Source organism: Prevotella jejuni (assembly GCF_900187995.1).
Taxonomy (GTDB): domain Bacteria; phylum Bacteroidota; class Bacteroidia; order Bacteroidales; family Bacteroidaceae; genus Prevotella; species Prevotella jejuni.
On the sequence record NZ_FZNZ01000020.1, the window covers coordinates 16,747 to 35,451 of the forward strand.

10 protein-coding genes are annotated in these 18,705 nt (G+C 41.7%); 9 read left to right on the forward strand and 1 reads right to left on the reverse strand.

Going from position 1 to position 18,705, the window contains the following annotated elements:
- Positions 1-362: 362 nt before the first annotated feature.
- Positions 363-2,414, reverse strand: coding sequence for an HD family phosphohydrolase (locus tag CHB62_RS08740; protein ID WP_009012357.1), 2,052 nt, complete (start codon positions 2,412-2,414; stop codon positions 363-365).
- 141 nt (positions 2,415-2,555) lie between these two features.
- On the opposite strand from CHB62_RS08740, the gene gltX reads away from it, so the two are divergent.
- The 9 genes from gltX (at position 2,556) to CHB62_RS08790 (ending at position 18,411) form a co-directional block, all read left to right on the forward strand.
- On the forward strand, positions 2,556-4,073 hold the full coding sequence (gltX, locus tag CHB62_RS08745) for a glutamate--tRNA ligase (RefSeq protein WP_089366539.1): 1,518 nt from the start codon (positions 2,556-2,558) through the stop codon (positions 4,071-4,073).
- Positions 4,074-4,106: 33 nt separating this feature from the next.
- Positions 4,107-5,342: a 3-deoxy-D-manno-octulosonic acid transferase gene (locus tag CHB62_RS08750; RefSeq protein WP_089366540.1), complete on the forward strand. Its 1,236-nt coding sequence runs from the start codon at positions 4,107-4,109 to the stop codon at positions 5,340-5,342.
- Positions 5,339-5,827 carry a hypothetical protein gene (locus CHB62_RS08755; RefSeq protein ID WP_089366541.1) on the forward strand — a complete coding sequence of 163 codons (489 nt, stop codon included), beginning with the start codon at positions 5,339-5,341 and terminating at the stop codon, positions 5,825-5,827. Before CHB62_RS08750 ends, CHB62_RS08755 begins: the two co-directional genes overlap by 4 nt.
- A gap of 40 nt (positions 5,828-5,867) precedes the next feature.
- Positions 5,868-6,956, forward strand: a complete 1,089-nt coding sequence (gene trpS, locus CHB62_RS08760; RefSeq protein WP_089366542.1) for a tryptophan--tRNA ligase — start codon at positions 5,868-5,870, stop codon at positions 6,954-6,956.
- A gap of 690 nt (positions 6,957-7,646) precedes the next feature.
- A complete protein-coding gene (locus CHB62_RS08765; RefSeq protein ID WP_089366563.1) occupies positions 7,647-11,000 on the forward strand; it encodes a SusC/RagA family TonB-linked outer membrane protein in 3,354 nt (1,117 codons plus the stop codon).
- Between the two features lie 19 nt (positions 11,001-11,019).
- Positions 11,020-12,609: a SusD family outer membrane lipoprotein NanU gene (nanU, locus tag CHB62_RS08770; RefSeq protein WP_089366543.1), complete on the forward strand. Its 1,590-nt coding sequence runs from the start codon at positions 11,020-11,022 to the stop codon at positions 12,607-12,609.
- 1,358 nt (positions 12,610-13,967) lie between these two features.
- The gene (locus tag CHB62_RS08780; protein ID WP_089366545.1) at positions 13,968-16,142 is read left to right on the forward strand and encodes a TonB-dependent receptor plug domain-containing protein; all 2,175 of its coding nucleotides are present in this window, start codon (positions 13,968-13,970) and stop codon (positions 16,140-16,142) included.
- A gap of 115 nt (positions 16,143-16,257) precedes the next feature.
- On the forward strand, positions 16,258-17,505 hold the full coding sequence (locus tag CHB62_RS08785; protein ID WP_089366546.1) for a DUF4374 domain-containing protein: 1,248 nt from the start codon (positions 16,258-16,260) through the stop codon (positions 17,503-17,505).
- A 78-nt stretch (positions 17,506-17,583) separates the two neighbouring features.
- Complete coding sequence (locus tag CHB62_RS08790) at positions 17,584-18,411, forward strand: class I SAM-dependent methyltransferase (RefSeq protein WP_089366547.1); 828 nt, start codon at positions 17,584-17,586, stop codon at positions 18,409-18,411.
- The last annotated feature ends 294 nt before the right edge of the window (positions 18,412-18,705 follow it).

Sequence of the window (18,705 nt, forward strand, 5' to 3'; positions counted from 1 at the left end):
TGTCTCAAATGGGGGATGGGGAGGTGGATAAGATTGTATTGGTTTAGGCGTAATAGGACTGCTGAACGTAATAAGGATGTTGGATTCAGGTGGTATGGTTGCTTTCTAATGAAGGATAGTGGTCTTGTTGGTACGGCAGGGTAGGGTGTTTAGGTATTGACAAGGCAAGAGCGTATGTAGAGCATTATTGGTGCATGTTATTTGTACGGGGCTAAAAAGTGGATTTTTAGGAAGAAGAAATCGAAAGGGAATAATAGTAAGGAGTTTTGTAAATGACAAAAGGGTAAGACAGTAGGAGGGTAAGGAAGAAATCCCTACCTTCATTACTGTTCTACCCTTTTCTCTTTTTCATTCTCAGTTCCTTATACTTTCAGCTGTGGATACTGAATACGTGTGTGATACATAGCCTTCAAGCGTTCGATGAGTACAGACTTTGCAGCTGTGATGTCGCGGAAAGTGATAGGACAATCCGTAAACTTACCATCGGCAACTTGTCCATCTATAAGCTGATTAACCAAGTTACTGATGCTCTCTTCGGTATATTCTTGTAGTGAACGAGAGGCAGCCTCGACGGTGTCACTCATCATGAGGATAGCTTGCTCACGTGTGAAAGGGTTTGGACCAGGATAACGGAATTGGTCTTCATTGACCTCCTCGTCTGGGTGTTCGTTCTTATAATGTATATAGAAATATTTTGCGAGACCTGTACCATGATGTGTCGTGATAAACTCCTTAATCTCACGTGGGAGGTTATATTTCTCGGCAAGTTTAAGTCCTTCCGTCACATGGCTGATGATGATACGTGCACTCTCAAGGTCGTTTAGTTTGTCATGTGGGTTGATACCAGCTTGATTTTCAGTGAAGAAGGCTGGATTAAGCATCTTGCCGATATCATGATAAAGAGCTCCCGTACGCACTAATTGACTCTTAGCGCCAATTCTACTTGCTATTTCAGTAGCGAGATTACCAACGGTGATAGAGTGTTGGAAGGTTCCTGGTGCCACCTCACTCAGTCTGCGCAAGAGTTCGTTATTCGTGTTTGACAACTCAAACATCGTTACTGTAGACACGAAACCGAAGGCTTTCTCGATGACCAACATCAGTGGATAGGTGAAGAGAAGGAAGAAACCATTTACAGCAAAGTGATAGTACATCGTGTGGTCGAGCTTTGACAAGTCGTCGGCCTGTATGAGTTGGAGGGCAAGATAGACAGCTGCCGACCCGATGGTCACGAGGAGTGCGGTAAGGAATATCTGAATTCTCTTTGATAGTTCGCGTAGGGAATAAATCGCAATGAGTCCTGCAACGATTTGTACGATAATAAACTCATACTGGTATTTGACGGCCACAGCACAGATAAGGACCATTGTGATATGTCCGATGAAAGCCGTTCGCGAGTCCATGAAGACACGGAAAAAAATAGGTGCCATGCTGAACGGCAGGATGTAAACACTTAGTATGTTATGTTCCATCATCAGAGATGTGAGGATAGGATAGATGACTATCATCACATAAAGGAGTGATATGGAGCGTGGCTTATTAAAGTAATCTTTTCTGAAGAGTGCCAAGTAGAGTGTGAAAAGGCAAATGAAGATTAAGACGTAGATGGTCTGTCCAAGGAAGGTAGATGTTATCTCGTCTTCAGTAGCCTTGCGTTTCTCCATTGCTTGCTCAAAGGAGTTAAGCACACGATAGGTCTTTGCATCAACAATGTCACCACGATCGATGATACGTTGACCCTCTAATACCATGCCCGAAGCCTGTGGAATAAGACTTAGCATATCATTCATCTCTGTTTCACTACGGTCTTTGTCATAGACAAGGTTTGCTTCGATGTAGTCGTTCAGATTACATTGCTGAAGTACGGAACGCTTCGGACCTAACAACGGGTCCATGAAAAGTTGTTCGTAAGCACCCAGTGTTGAGTAGGTCTTATTGATAGGTACACTGACAGCCTGCTTACCTGTAACGACACGGATAAGGTTGTTACTGTCCTTGGCAAGTGTGGAGTATTGTTGTGGGTCAATGATTCCAGCCTCGTAAATCTCATGCAGACGGTGTGCAATAGCATCGACGTAGGCTTCTGATAAGCCAGGGATACCATTCTTATAAGCCTCACGGAACTGTTCAATCTTCTTTTGCTCGACAGTCTTATTGATGTTATAATAAGGTTGAAAATGTTTAGTAATGGAGTCTTTCTCAACCTTTAACGCTGCTTCAGTCTTAAAGATAGGAAAGTCGAACTTAGCAATCAACTGCCCATACATCCATGGTTTCCCCTCGTCATAATGGAAAAGTTTACCTTGCGTACGGGGTAAGAAAAGCACTATCAAAACGACGGCAACGATGACCAATGCCATTCTTGAGACCATATTGCGCCAGTAGGGACTGCTGATGTTTTTAAATCTTATCATCTTATTCTATTGTTATTATCTTGTTACATAAATGTTTGAATAACTTGACGTTTATCCTCTTACAACTTGCGAAAATACTAAAAATATAGCGTATAGTCAAAAAAAAACATTAATTTTGCAGGAAAAATAATATTTAAGACAATGGCAGAAAGAAATGTGAGAGTACGCTTTGCCCCAAGTCCTACGGGTCCTTTGCATATTGGTGGTGTGCGTACTGCTTTGTATAATTACCTTTTCGCTCGTCAACATGGCGGCAAATTAATCTTCCGTATAGAGGACACAGACTCTAATCGTTTCGTTCCTGGAGCAGAAGAGTATATCCTTGATTCTTTCGAATGGTTGGGGATTAAGTTTGACGAGGGTGTTAGCTTTGGTGGCGAACATGGTCCTTACCGTCAGAGCGAGCGCCGTGATATATATAAGAAATATGTCAATCAGCTCTTAGACGCTGGTAAAGCATACATTGCTTTCGATACGCCAGAGGAGTTGGATGCGAAGCGTAAGGAGATTGAGAATTTCCAATATGATGCGCACACACGTCTGCAGATGCGTAACTCTTTGACAATGTCAAAGGAGGAAGTTGAGAGTCTGATAGAGGATGGGCAGCAGTATGTTGTTCGTTTCAAGATAGAACCAGGCGAGGAAGTTCATATCAATGATATGATTCGTGGTGATGTTTGCATCAAGACAGATATCCTTGATGATAAAGTCTTGTTCAAGAGCGCAGACGAGTTACCAACTTATCACCTTGCAAACATCGTTGATGACCACTTGATGGAAATCTCTCACGTTATTCGTGGTGAGGAATGGCTACCAAGTGCACCGTTACATGTATTGCTTTATCGTGCCTTTGGCTGGGAAGATAGCATGCCACGTTTTGCCCATCTGCCTTTGTTGTTGAAGCCAGAGGGTAAGGGTAAGCTCAGTAAGCGTGATGGTGACCGCCTTGGTTTCCCTGTGTTCCCATTGGAGTGGCACGACCCTAAGACTGGTGAGATTAGTTCAGGCTATCGTGAGAGTGGTTATTTCCCAGAGGCTGTAGTTAATTTCTTGGCCTTGTTGGGCTGGAATCCGGGTACAGAACAGGAACTCTTCTCGCTTGAGGAGCTTGTTAACGCATTCGATATCACGAAGTGTTCAAAGAGTGGAGCTAAGTTTGACTATCAGAAGGGTATGTGGTTTAACCACGAATACATTCTCCGTAAGTCAGATGATGAGATAGCACAACTCTTCGCACCAATCGTAGCTAACAATGGTGTTGAGGCTACTATGGAGCAGGTGACACAGGTTGTACACATGATGAAAGACCGTGTTAGCTTTGTTAAGGAACTTTGGGAACTTTGCTCTTTCTTCTTCATTGCGCCAACAAGCTATGACGAGAAGACCGTTAAGAAGCGTTGGAAGGAGTATTCTGCACAGCAGATGAGCGAACTTGCTGAGGTGTTGGATGGAATAGAAGATTTCAGTATTGAGGGTCAGGAACCTGTCGTAATGAAATGGGTAGAGGACAAAGGCTATAAGCTTGGAGATATTATGAATGCCTTCCGTCTCACCCTCGTAGGTATTGGTAAGGGCCCTGGAATGTTCGATATATCTGCCTTTCTTGGCAAAGAGGAGACCTTGAAGCGTATGCGCAAGGCCATCGAGGTGTTGGGATAAGCCTTCTGAAAGGCTAAATTAATTGAGCCGAGTATGTATAATATAATAATGTATGCCATGCAGCTTGGTATTGCTGTGGGTAGTCTTTTCAATGAAAAGCTACGCAAGATGTGGCGAGGAGAACAGGAGGCTGTGCGGATTTTACGTGAGAAGGTGGAGCCAAACGCTCAGTACGTTTGGTTTCATGCTGCTTCATTGGGCGAGTTCGAACAGGGTCGCCCTTTGATAGAGCAGATACGAAAAGACTATCCGCAATATAAGATTCTGCTTACTTTCTTTTCTCCTTCTGGTTATGAGGTGAGGAAGAATTATGAGGGAGCAGACATCATTACCTACCTGCCTATAGATACGGTGGGTAATGCACGCAGATTCCTACGTGCTGTTCGTCCCGCTATGGCATTCTTTATCAAGTATGAATTCTGGTATAATTACCTGCATATCCTGCAGTATCGTGATATACCAGTCTATAGCGTGTCAAGCATTTTCCGTCCAGATCAAATCTTCTTTAAGTGGTATGGTCGTGGTTATGGTCGTGTTTTAAAGTGTTTTAGCCGTTTCTTTGTTCAGAATGAGGAGAGCAAGGAACTCTTGAATAAGATAGGAATCTCTGACGCTGTTGTTGTGGGTGATACTCGCTTCGACCGTGTTTTGCAAATCAAGGAGGCAAGTAAGAAATTGCCATTGGTGGAGAAGTTCGTCAATAGGGATGCTGCTGATAGGAGAAAAGTCTTCGTTGCAGGATCATCATGGCAGCCTGATGAAGAAATCTTCCTTAAGTACTTTAATAAGCATAAAGACTGGAAACTCATCATAGCACCGCATGTTATAGGGGAAGACCATCTCAAGACCATCCTCTCACTGATTGAGGACAAGAAGGTAATACGCTACACGCAGGCAACTGAAGAGACTGTTGCTGATGCAGATGTTTTGATTATTGATTGTTTTGGATTGCTGTCATCTATCTATCATTATGGTGATGTAGCCTACGTAGGAGGTGGTTTTGGAGTAGGAATCCACAATGTTCTTGAGGCTGCAGTATGGGATATGCCAGTTCTTTTCGGTCCAAACAATAAGCATTTCGCAGAGGCACAAGGACTCTTGCGGGTTGGTGGAGGCTTTGAGATCTTCGATCTTGAGAGTTTCAGTCTGTTGATGAATCAGTTCGCTGAAGATGAAGAATACCGCAAGACATGTGGGTCTTTAGCGGGAGATTATGTCGAGAGTCTGGCTGGTGCAACAAATAAAGTTCTAAGCAACGTAAAGTTATGAAATATCAGATAACATGTGATAACTGTGGTACACAGTTTATCGTTGAGGCTGAAGAAGGACAGACCATCGAGTGTACTTGTCCTCATTGTCATGGTATCATGGAGGTGACTCTGCCATTGGTAAGTGCTGGTCAACAATATGATCAGTCTGTTGGTATGACGCCACAACCCCAGCAGTTACAGGCAGAAACAGCTAAGAAGGGTAATAATGCAATCCTTTGGGGTGTTGTGATTGGACTCCTCTTACTGGCGGGAGGTGTAGGGGCTTATTATGCTATGGGCTCATCTTCGCCAGAGACCACGGTGAGTGATTCTATTCCTAACGATACGATTCCATACGAAACACCGGTCCAAGTAGAGGAGACTCCATCTGTTGATACGGTTGTTGCAGCACCTGAAGTGCCGAAAGAAAAGGAAGAAGAACAGGTTGAAGAGAATCAGGAAGAGGAAGAGGATACCTTATCTTCACATGCACATGATGAATAGCTTCAACAGTATATATAACGAATAAAATAGAAAAAGATAAATGGGAAAAATTATTTTGACTGGTGACCGCCCTACAGGTAAACTTCACTTGGGTCACTATGTAGGCTCTCTCCGCCGTCGTGTGGAACTTCAGAACCTCGGAGACTACGATAAGATGTTTGTCTTTATGGCAGATGTACAGGCGCTGACAGACAATGCTGATAATCCAGAGAAGATTCGACAGAATATTATTGAGGTGGCTTTAGATTATCTCTCTGCTGGCTTGAGCCCAGAGAAATGTACGCTTTATATACAGAGTCAGATTCCTGAAATAGCTGAACTGACCACTTTCTTGATGAATCTTGTCAGCGTAAGCCGTGTTCAACGTAACCCAACGGTGAAGACAGAGATTAAGATGCGCAACTTTGAAGCCAATATCCCAATGGGTTTCTTTGCTTATCCTGTGTCTCAGGCAGCTGACATTGCAGCCTTCAAGGCTACGACTGTGCCAGCAGGTGAGGACCAAGAGCCGATGTTGGAGTTGACTCGTGAACTTGTGCGTCGCTTCAATCAGATTTATGCACCAGTACTTGTTGAGCCTGCGATTATGTTGCCAGAGAACGCAACGGCACGTCGTTTGCCTGGTACAGATGGTAAGGAGAAGATGAGTAAGAGTCTTGGTAACTGTATCTATCTCTCTGATGATGCTGATACCGTATGGAAGAAGGTGAAGACAATGTACACTGATTCGACTCACTTGAATGTGTCTGACCCAGGTCATGTTGAGGGAAATGCTGTGTTTACTTACCTTGATGCCTTCTCAACCGATGAGGACTTCGCTGAGTTCTGGCCAGAGTTCCAGAACCTCGATGAGTTGAAAGCTGCTTATACAACCGGTGGTATCGGTGATATGAAGTGTAAGAAGTTGCTCAATAGTGTCTTGAACAAGATGTTGGACCCAATCCGTGCACGCCGTCATGAGTACGAACAGGATATTCCAGAGATTTATAACATCCTCAAGAAGGGTTCATTGGAAGCACGTGAGACCGCTGCCAAGACTATGGAAGAGGTGCGTGCAGCCATGCAGATTAACTATTTCGAGGATACAGAACTGATACAAAGTCAGGCTGAAAGGTTCAAACAAAAGTAAGGTCCTCGTCCTGTCTTTTTATTGATATAGCAGTCTTATTTCATCTTTCCTATAGATGGAATAAGACTGTTTCCTTTTTGTCTAATAGTCTTGTGACTGGTATTTTAGGGTGAAAGACTCACCTGCAAGTTTGCTATTAGCGTCTTACTATGATTAACCTTCATGGCTATGACGATACGGTCCTATCTTTTTCAATGTACGTGTGGGGAGCAAACTCTTTTGATGCGAGAGCTTAGTGTATTACAATAAATTGTAAGTTTTCGACGGAATTGTTGGTGGAGAAGAGTTATGTGATAAAAGATAAACAACTCTTTATAGCCTGAACAGTTGTTAGTATAAGTATGGTGTAGGTAGATGAAGAATACTTTTTTGTTTGATAGTCAGTAGGTTTAGTCCTATGCTTGATTAAATTTAATGATTATTTAGAAAATATTTATTAGTATAATTTGTGGCAAATAAAAAAAGTCCCTACTTTTGTCTCAACCAACTTAAACAATATAATATCGGTGAATAGCGTCTTCAGCGGTGAGGAGAAAAGTCTTTCTTCCGTATTGACCTATTAATATCGTGAACATAAATAAGATTTCATATAATAATTTTATATTCTTTCGTATGGTTGAGGCATGTCTCTCTTTGCCAACTGCTTTGCGGAGGAACTAAACAATCTTTACTATTAAAAGTTAGATGCGCATGATTTTACACATCAAGCCAATTGGTTTTACGTTATGCATGAGTGTGTCATTCTTGATGCCAACGCAAGGGTATGCTGTGTCAAAGCTGCCTGTTCAGAGCGTACAGCAATCAGGAAGATGCACAGGTGTTATTCTTGATGAACAAGGCGAACCTATTGTTGGTGCCACTGTTCAAGTGAAAGGTACAAGTAATGGGGCCGCCACTGATTTAGACGGCCGTTTCACACTGTCGAATATCCCTCCTGGTAGTGTTCTTGTTATCAGTTACATTGGTATGGAAACAAAGGAGTTGAAATGGGATGGACAGGACATTAAAGTGAAGTTGAAAGAGGAGCAACATGCGCTAAACGAGCTGATTGTGACAGGTTACGGTGGTCAACAGAAGCGTGCTACGTTGACAACGGCTATCTCTAAGATGGATAATAAGGTGTTAGATGCGGCAGCTTTCTCAAATGTCGGTAGTGCATTGCAGGGTAGTGTGACTGGTCTTCAGGTTGTCAATAGCTCTGGTCAGCCAGGTACTGCGCCTTCTATCACCTTGCGTGGTGGTGCTTCTATCACAGGAAGTGCTCCTGCATTGATTATCGTTGATGGTGTTGAGCGTACTTTGTCAGAGATTAACCCAGCTGATATCGAGTCTATCGAAGTTTTGAAAGATGCTGCCTCAACAGCAATTTATGGTGCGAGAGCAAACGGTGGTGTAATCCTTGTTACAACAAAGCGCGCTCAAGCAGGAAGTTCAAGCATTAACTATCGTTTGAAGGTAGGTGTAAACTTCAAACGTGATGACTACAAGTTTATGAATGCCCGCAACTATCTTTACTATAACCGAATGGGCTTCAAGCGTTATGCAGATGCTATGGAAGGACATGGAAGGGCTGCTAATGTCGATGCACAGAATGGTTATTCTGGCCGTGGATATACTGATTACACTCCACGAACGGATGTTATGTATTACGATGCAACCAACCCTGAACACCAGAGACTGCTTGCCGAAGAAGGATGGGAGGTTATGGACGACCCTTACTATGGTGCTACAAACGGTGCAAAGCTTATCTTTAAGGATTATGGAGGTCTTTTAGAAGATGCAATCTACCATAATCAAACCCTTACGCAAGACCATTATCTGAGCTTCAGCGGTGGTAATAACATGGGATCCTTCGTTGCTTCCTTAGGTTACTATAATGAGAATGGAGTTGTACGCAATACTTCTTTCCGTCGTTTCACTGGTAGCGTGAAGGGTGACTATCAAATCAAACCTTGGTTGAAGGTACGTGCTGGTGCGCAGTACACATGGTTTACGAAGCCAGATAGTTATTTTGGTTCATGGAGTTCTTTGTTCTATCGTACCCGTTCACAGCGTCCTACATGGAATCCTTACCTTGCTGATGGCTCTCCAGCACCAGGTTGGAGTAGCTCAGATGGTAACTATATGTATTGGAATGATAAACTCACGATGGAGAATGGTTCACGTTCAGAAACCTTCAACATAGGCTTTGACTTGACATTAATACCTAAGCATCTGAAGATGTCGGCCAATGGATCTATTTATCATGTGCTAAATCAGAATGAAAGTTTCAATAAAGCTTATTACACACAGAGCAATCCTAATAGCATCAATACGACACGTCGTGCATATGCTTATATGATGAAGGATACACAGATACAGCTAAATACGACGTTGAACTATTTCAATACGTTTGCTGAACATCATAATGTTGACTTGATGTTGGGTGCTGAGTATTATGATTATAACTACTTCTGGATGAATGCTTCTACAAAGAATTCACCTACAGATGATATCCCTACACTCAATGCTGGTGCTGATAAGGATAGCAATCCTAAGTCTGAGAAATCTGGTAATCGTATTGAGTCTCTCTTTGGACGTTTCAACTATGATTACAAACAAAAGTATCTGCTTAGCTTCACATTCCGTTATGATGGTAACTCTAAGCTGAAAGATAACCGTTGGGGCTTCTTCCCTGGTATCTCTTTGGGTTGGAACATGATGGAAGAAGACTTCTGGAAGGATTCTAAGCTGTCAAATGTTATTAGCAATATCAAGCCACGTATCAGCTATGGTAGCAATGGTAACGTGAGTGGTATTGGTGATTTCTACATCTATGGAATCTATGACCAACTTACAAACTATCATGGTAACACAGCTTTCTACGACCGTTCGCTTGTGAATACGGCCTTGAAATGGGAGCAGAGTCACACGTTTGAGGCTGGTCTTGACCTTGGCTTCTTTAAGAATCGATTGTCATTGATTCTCGATTACTATGTCCGCAACACGAGCAACCTGCTTCAGAGCGTGAGTCTTCCTTCCTACTTAGGTTTCTCTTCTATCCAAACAAACTTGGGTAAGTTGCGTAATCAAGGCTTTGAAATGGAGGTGCGTGCTACTCCTATTCACCTAAAGAACAGTTTCCGTTGGGACCTCTCTTTCAATCTCTCAACCGTAAAGAACACGATTATACAGCTTCCTAAGAGCGACCGTCCATTCAATCAACTTCAAGGAGTAGAGGTTGCTGCGGGCAAGGTTGGCGCTGATGGCAAGACTCCAACTAAGTGGATTGGTGGTTATCGTGAGGGTGGAACACTCGGAGAACTCTATGGTTATAGCCAAGATCACATCTTCAGAGACTGGGATGATGTAAAGGCTAATGCTAACAAACGTATTGATAACATTGCAAAGTTGTACGGTCCTGGTCTTGCTGATGAAGTAAACCCACAGACTGGAGTGCTTTATAAGAACTCAACAGGCTGGAAGGCTATTGAACCTGGTGATGTTTGTTGGGAGGATATCAATGAAGATGGTATCATCAACTCACTCGATCGTAAGGTGTTGGGTAACTCAAGACCAACGGTAACAGGAGGTTGGACAAGTACGTTAAGCTATAAGAACCTCTCATTATTTGCTCGTTTCGATTACGCTTTGGGTCATACAATCTACAATGACCTCAAGGCTCGTTCTATGGGACAGTATCAAGGACAGTTCAATCTTATAGAGAATGTAGAGGACATGTGGACTGAGACCAATCCAGGTGCCAGCTATCCAGCATTCAGTTATGCCGACCAGTTGAATAAGCAGAACATCTGGCGTGAAGGCTCTAAGTTCTTTGAGAAGGCAGGTTATATGGCTTTGCGTGAGATAACATTGAGTTATACCTTACCAAGAACATGGGTTAAGGCAATGAAGATGGCGAATGCCAATGTTTATGTGACAGGACAGAACCTCTTCTATCTTACTCCGTACGACGGTGCTTCGCCAGAGCCGGCAGGTGGATATGACTACGGTCGCTATCCAACTCCACGTACACTTATCTTTGGATTAAACGTTACATTTTAATTAAGCAATGTTACTTACAATGAAAAAGTTACTATCCTATATAACAGCTGCAGCTCTCGGTTTAGCTCTGACAGGCTGTATGGACATTGAGCCAGTTAGTACTATTACCGATGCAAACTACTGGAAGAATCCTGATCAAGTACAAGCTTTCAATCAAGGACTGAGTTCTTGGATGCGAAGCTATGCCGACAAGTATATCGTCTGGGGTGAGATGCGAAGTAATATCTATAGTGGAACCGCTTTTAGTGGTGAGGCTCCACAGGGGTATGACCGTCTATGGAATAACACACTTGAGAAGAGTAGTGCGGTGGTAGGCAACTATGGAGGTCTTTACACTGGTATCAACCAAATCAATTTGATGATAGATAAGGTGAAGGAAGCCGACTATCTTACCGATGCGGAGAAGAATAGCTATCTTGGAGGGGCTCATGGTATGCGTGCCTTCTTGTATTTTCAGTTGCTCCGCACCTATGGTGATGTTATTGTCTATCTACAACATACGGAAGGAAAAACTATCGTCTTGAGTAAGGTTGCCCGTAAGCAGGATGCTGCTGCTGACGTAATGAAGCAGATTAAGGCAGACATCTCGGCTTCAGAGACCGCTTATAACAATAACTATAAGTTCACCAATGGTCGTACTTATTGGTCACTTGCTGCAACGAAGATGCTCAAGGGCGAGGTTTACCTGTGGAGTGGAAAGCAGATGGGTGGTGGTACTGCCGACTATCAGACTGCGCTTACAGCTTATCAAGATGTTCAAAATAATGCGGATGTGAGTCTGCTTGATAATTTTGAAGATGTCTTTGCTTATGATAACAAGGAGAACAAAGAGATTATCTATGCACTCCATAATCGTGAGAACGAAACTTCTTTATGGGGAGGTCTTTATACTTCACTCGTAATGAACAAGCAGAATGTAGGTGCTTATCGTCTGCATAACGATGCTGGTAAGGCAATTCAGTTTAGTGAGTCACCGAATCTAAACTTGCGTTTAGGTAGTGGTGTAATGCGTTTCCCATTGGATAAACGTTTGTGGACTAAGCTCTATACAAATGATAATGACAAACGTAAGAAAGCTTCTCTGGCTGATGTTTATCAGGCTTCAGATGGTTCCTACGTGGGTAATATCTGTAATAAGTTCCACGGGACATTGCTTGCTGGTAGTTCTGCCACATCATGGTATGATGATCAACCTATCTATCGTTATGCAGAGTGTTTGCTTGGTATTGCTGAGGCTAAGGCTTTCTTAGGTCAGGACCCATCAACAGAAATCAATCAAGTTCGTCGTCGTGCTTACGGTGCAACCTACTTCAATGCTCATACAGAGGTGCAATATCCAAATGATGTAAGTACTGGAGGAAGTACCGCACTGACCAACTTCTATACCGATAACCCATTTGTTGGTGGTGATGAGGACCCAATAGAAGCTATTCTTAAAGAGCGTATGCGTGAGTTCTTGTTTGAAGGAAAGCGTTGGCATGATATTCGTTTGGTTGATAAGGCTACTAAGTATTCAACGGCAAACGCAAATCGTTTGTTGTGGCCTATTGATGAGACAACGAAGTCAACCAATGCTGAGTTGGTACAAACTCCTGGTTACGGAGATTAATCAAAAAGACCATTGAATTTTATTCTTATAGGGGAAAGTGCGGGAAAGTGTTCTCGTCTTTCCCCTTTTTCTTTTGGTTCTTCCAAAATTTGGAATGATAAACTAAAACTCTTATATAATAAGGTACACAGAAGGACGGGAGGGACGGAAATAAAGGCAAAGTCACGGAGGTGTAGCGTACAGATTCCTGATAACTTTTTAGTAGGCATGTGAGACGAAGCTGACTGTTATATCACAGACAAAGATGGCTGAAGATAGATCTAACAGTTTTGTAGGTATCCTTCATAACATCCTTAGGGATAGAGAAACACTTTAGAAAGGGGACTTCGCCAGTAGAACGTTGCTACCACAAGCTTATGAAAATACCTTACATCCAATCGAGTCAGATAGCTTCAATGCAAGGGTATAATATCCTTATTCATAGGATTTATAATAAATTGTAAATCAACAAGTTGCATTCTATATTAAAGAAGACGCCATTCTTGCATCAAGAAGGACGTCTTCAACACGCAAGAAAGGCATGTTCTCGAATACTGACGAGCCTCTTCTTCTTGCTTCTTCAGCCTTCTGTCGAATGGAGAAGAAGGTGGTTAGTAAAAAATCTCAACAATATCTGTCTACTGTTTAATGGTTTTTGGTTCTTGCGAAATATGGAATGATAAACTAAAACTCATATATAATAAGGTACATAGAGTTACGGAGTGAATGGAGGTAAAGGCATTAGCACGGAGGAGCCGATGGTACAAAGATCAAAAGAGGTGTAGCGTACATATTCTTGATAACTCTTGAGATAAATGCTTTGGGTATAAAGTCTCAAACGAAGCTGACAAACTATTTACGTCGCTCCCCGCACCGACGGTGCCTACGTGCGTGCCAGTGTTTTGTTTTGATAAACTCCGTACTCGCTTTTTCCCTGCGTGACATTTTGCCAGAGACCTAAGCTTAGGCAAATCATTATCACCCTAAAATGCTGAAGACCCTTTCTTTTGCTTGTAATTAGCAAGATGGTATATTTTCTATAAGTACTATCAGATAAGCATTTTATATCAATTATTTCGCTGTACCTTACTGTATGTTTATTATATATTATAAAGAGTTTTATGTTCTATCTTTTAATGGTGAACTGATATTTAGTACATGTAACATTTATAGCGAACACTGATGGTGCTGAACAATAAATAATCTATATACTTGCCTATTTGTTCTAATAGTAGACTTGCTTATTGTCAGTTGGTTTACTAACTTTTAGGTATTGCACACTCTATAGAATATTAATACTTTTGCATCGATAGTTGAATACATATTTTTTACTTAAGACTCTATTCGTTGTAACATGGAGTCTTTAAACTACAAGTTAGATGAAGAATAACAGAAAAAGACTTATCTGTACAGGGGTGTATAATACTTATTCGTTATATAAAAAGGCGATTTGTCTAATACTTTTTTCATGTTTTTTCATGCTTAGTGGAAATGCACAAGAGGTGAATAAGCGTGATACAACTGTTGAGATGAAAGAAGTTATGGTGACAGCACGTAGCGAAATTAGGAAGTTGAAGGAGTCGGCTATGCCTATATCCGTTATAGGACAGCGTCAGTTACAAGGTACAGCGACAAATATTAATGACGTTCTTGCGCGTACAGTTGGAGTTACCGTGCGAAATACAGGAGGTTTAGGTAGTGCCTCTCGCATCTCACTTCGTGGCTTAGAAGGTAAGCGTATGGGAATGTATGTGGATGAAATTCCGATGTCGCAGTTGAGTAACTTTGTTGCCTTAAACGATATTCCTACGAATATGATAGAGCGCATTGAGGTTTATAAAGGTATTGTCCCTTATAAGTTTGGTGGCTCAGCCTTAGGCGGAGCAGTCAATGTAGTAACAAAGGAATATCCACCTGTTTATTTTGATTTCTCATACGAGTTAGGTTCATTTAACACACATCAAGTATCAACGGTGTTTAAGCGTACCAATCATAAAACTGGTCTACAATTTGGTATTGGCGGAGCCTTCTCGTTCTCAAAGAACAATTATAAGATGACCTTGGCAAATCTTGATAATAGAATAGTAGAAAGAGATCATGATAAGTTCAGTAAAGTCATGGCTGGAATGTCAGTTAAGGCTACGAAATGGTGGTTTGATGAAATGAAGTGGGAACTTATTTTCCTCAAGACACGTCAGGAGATACAAGGAATCGACCTCGATGTGCGTGAGGCTTATAACCACTCTGTTAGTGGATTGACAACATTGGCACTAAAACGTAAGAATTTCTTTTTAGATGGTCTCGATTTTGACTTTGATATAGGGTATTTCATAGGTAGGTATGGCTTGAATGATAAAGCTTCAAATCGTTATGATTGGGATGGAAACAAGTTGCCTGCAGTCTCTCCATACGGAGGAGAGCAGAATAACTTCCCTTCAGACGGAAGAAACCGGTCAAATGAGTTGACATCGAAGCTTAATTTGGGATATACCATAGATAAGCATCATGGCATTAATCTGAATGTTTACTTTGATAGGAATTCACTTCATCCGAATGACTCTTTAATGGATAAAGCCTTGGGATTTCAATCAAATTTCCCAAGTAAGATGAAAACCTTAACAACGGGTTTGTCATACGATTTGACCCTCTTTGATGGTCGTTTCCAAAATGCTTTTACTTTAAAGAACTTTATTTTCTCATCTCATTCCCGCAGCATAGATGTTTATTCGGTACGTTCGCCAGAGCCTGTAAAGGTGTTTAAATCTTATTTCGGTTTTAGTGATGCCTTTCGTTATAAGTTTACAGACGACTTGATGCTAAAGGGCTCTTTTAATTCAGAGGTGCGAATACCTACAAGTGAGGAGTTGATAGGTAATGGATATTCTATCCTTGCATCCCCAGCTTTGAAGCCTGAACGTACATCTGGTGTCAATCTTGGTATGCTTTATCGTCACTTAAAACAAGATGGTGGACTTGTTGAGATAGAGTTGAATGGTTTTTATAATCAGTTGAAAGACATGATAAGGTTCACGCCTGATATGATTCCTACGATGGCTCGCTATCGTAACTTTGGTAGTGTTCGTACGAGAGGTGTTGAACTTGATGTTAAGGGAGATGTTTGTCCAGTACTTTATCTTTATGCGAATGGTACTTATCAAGACCTTCGTGACGTGAGAAAGTTAACTCCTGGTACTACTGTCGAGAATCCCACTTATATGAAGCGTATCCCAAATGTACCTTATTTGTTAGCAAACTTTGGTGCAGAGTTCCATAAAGAGAATCTCTTTGGAGGAAAGGAACAGAACACCCGTTTCCTCTTTGATGCTTCATACGTGCATACGTATTTCTATGATTTTGAAGTAAGTCGGTATCAAGATAAGAAGATTCCTTCAGCTTTAACGATGGATGCAGCCATAGAACATAGTTTCAAGAATGACCAATGGGTTCTGACGTTTAAGGTAAAGAATCTCACTAATCGCCGTGTTGTATCAGAATTTAATCGTCCTCTGCCAGGAAGATATATAGGAGTAAAGGTTAGATACCTTCTGAAGTAAGAAGCAATAAGACTTTATTTTGCATTAAGTTACATGAAAGAATAAAGTATGATTCATAAAGAAAGGGCATATTGTGTGTCTATAGAGATAATATTAATATTAAATAAAGAGAAAAATGAAAAAGCTAAAATCAATTCTTTCAGCCATTGTTGTGATGGCTATGTTTACCGCTTGCGGAAACAATGGTGACGACCCAACACCTGGTCCTAAACCTAATCCTGGTAATAAGGACTTCCATGGAGTTGTCTTCGCAACGGGAATTACCAATCCAGAGGGTAGTAGTGGTAATGTATATTTACAAGCATTACCAAGTTTCTTGCCTGGTACTTATGATAATAGCAATAGTATTCCTTGCGGTTTTGGTGCTACGCCAATTGTAACAGAGTCGGGCAATGTCTACTCTTTCCCTGATTATATGGGTAACACGAAGGCGGAGATAAATCGCTATAGAATTATGAACGATGGTACGTGGAAGAAAGAAGGTGCATTGTCTATTCCTGCTGGTGCTGCAGCATGTAACATCGTAGAAGCAAGTAGTGAGAAAGCATACGTCAGTTTACAAGGTATTGGTGTTGTGATGGTATTCAACCCAACAACTATGACAAAGATTGCTGATATTGACCTTAATAATCTGAAACAGACAGATACGAGGGTTGCACCTGCTGCAATGATTATCCGTGATGGTAAACTCTTTGTTGGGCTGAACCAAATGAATGCTCAGTATGTGGCAACTCGTAATAATATAGAGTTTGCTATGATTGATGTGAAGACAGACAAGGTAGAGAAACACATTGTTAATGAGTCTTTGGGTATGTGCTTTGCTACTCGTCCTATTGATGCGGGTTCTATCTTCATGGATGAGAATAAGGACATCTACTTTAATTGTGTTGGTTCATTCGGTGTTGTTCCTGGACTGAATGGTGGTATTGCTCGTATAAAGAATGGTTCTACAGAGATAGATCCAGACTTCCTGATTCGTCTTGATAAGACAGAGGTTGCTGGTCTTTCAACCAAGCATATAGACTATATCGCAGCTATGTGTTATGCGGGTAAGGGTTTACTATATATTTATGGAAACTCCTTTGCACTTGCTCCTGATGGTCTGACAAATCCATACCTCAGCTTTACATCTGTTCCAATCGTTGTTGATTTGAAGCAAAAGGCGATGACACTTATCAACGGAATGGAGATTTCTAATCCTCAGGGTATTGCTGTTGCTAAGCATAAGAATTTGATAGTCTTTGGTAGTGCTAATAAGAAGGCTACAGGTTTCTACACTTACAATCCAGATACGAAAGAAGTTGCAGGTCCTATCCTTCAGGTAAAGGGTAACCCTTGCTTCTTTCATAGTTTTGAGAAGTAAAAAAGGAGGGCTCCTCACTTAATAATAAGTAAAAGGAGCCTTCCTGTTATCTAATCACTCAAATGATATTCATATAGAATACAAATGGAAAAGGTTAAATCCACTCTGACGGAGATTCCCGAAACGATGCTTACCACGTTGTGGGCAAAAGCTGTTGAGTCCGATCGCCCTAATCCCTTGCTGCGTGATGAGAAAGCAAAGGAAATCATCGGACAGATTGACTATGATTTTTCTAAGTTTAAGAAAGCCAAGCTCTCACAGTTAGGCTGCTGCATTCGTGCTAAACTGATAGATAATGAGGCACGACAGTTCCTTGCCCAGCATCCCGATGCTGTGGTGATACAGCTGGGGGCAGGATTGGATGCACGGTATGAGCGGATGGGGCGACCCGAAGTGACACACTGGTTCGATCTCGATCTCCCAGAGGCTGTCGATCTGCGCCGCCGTTTCCTTACGGAGACGGAACGCAACACTTATCTGGCAGAATCCCTATTCGATGAGGATTGGTTGCACAGAGTGAGAGCATATAGTAAGTCGCCTGTACTAATTATCCTTGAGGGAGTGCTGATGTATTTCCCTGAGGAAAGAGTGCGAGAACTATTCCGCAATATCTGTGACAAACTCCCATCAGCTACCATTTTGTTTGATATGCTCGCTTTTGTGTTTGTTGGACGAGAGAAGAAACATGATATGCTGCAGAAGATGGACAAAGGTGTTGAGTTCAAGTGGTCACTACTCAATACAAAGGAGATGGAGAAATGGAACAGTCGATTGCACGTGAGGAAGGAATATTTTATGAGTGAGTACGATGAAGGGCGATTCCCGTCCATTTTCCATCTGTTCCTTCGCATTCCTTATTTCCATCGCCGCTTCAATCAGCGTATTGTCAGGATTGAGATAGAATAGTTCCGTCTCCTGTTTCTGCCCGTTAGTTGCAGAAGACAGGTAGAACTGTTCGAAAGTATTTTGAAGATGACCTACAAACGTTTAAAAAGTCTCTAAGCTTCTTTGAAAAGCTCTTAAGCTTTCTTTAAAAAGCTCCTAAGCTTTTTGTGAAAAGCTCTTAAGCTTTTTGGGGGAGACCATTGAGTTCCTTACACGTTTTATCTGTCCAATAAGAAAGGCAACCGACTATAAATGTCAGTTGCCTTTCTTTAATAATATCTGCTGTCAACTTGTCAACTTGAAAGTTTCACTTGT

Excerpts from the sequence above, each read along its gene's own strand:
- CHB62_RS08765 (WP_089366563.1), top strand. The coding sequence starts at position 7,647 with ATGATTTTACACATCAAGCCAATTGGTTTTACGTTATGCATGAGTGTG.
- nanU (WP_089366543.1), top strand. The coding sequence starts at position 11,020 with ATGAAAAAGTTACTATCCTATATAACAGCTGCAGCTCTCGGTTTAGCT.
- CHB62_RS08755 (WP_089366541.1), top strand. The coding sequence starts at position 5,339 with ATGAAATATCAGATAACATGTGATAACTGTGGTACACAGTTTATCGTT.
- gltX (WP_089366539.1), top strand. The coding sequence starts at position 2,556 with ATGGCAGAAAGAAATGTGAGAGTACGCTTTGCCCCAAGTCCTACGGGT.
- CHB62_RS08780 (WP_089366545.1), top strand. The coding sequence starts at position 13,968 with ATGAAGAATAACAGAAAAAGACTTATCTGTACAGGGGTGTATAATACT.
- trpS (WP_089366542.1), top strand. The coding sequence starts at position 5,868 with ATGGGAAAAATTATTTTGACTGGTGACCGCCCTACAGGTAAACTTCAC.
- CHB62_RS08740 (WP_009012357.1), bottom strand. The coding sequence starts at position 2,414 with ATGATAAGATTTAAAAACATCAGCAGTCCCTACTGGCGCAATATGGTC.
- CHB62_RS08785 (WP_089366546.1), top strand. The coding sequence starts at position 16,258 with ATGAAAAAGCTAAAATCAATTCTTTCAGCCATTGTTGTGATGGCTATG.
- CHB62_RS08750 (WP_089366540.1), top strand. The coding sequence starts at position 4,107 with ATGTATAATATAATAATGTATGCCATGCAGCTTGGTATTGCTGTGGGT.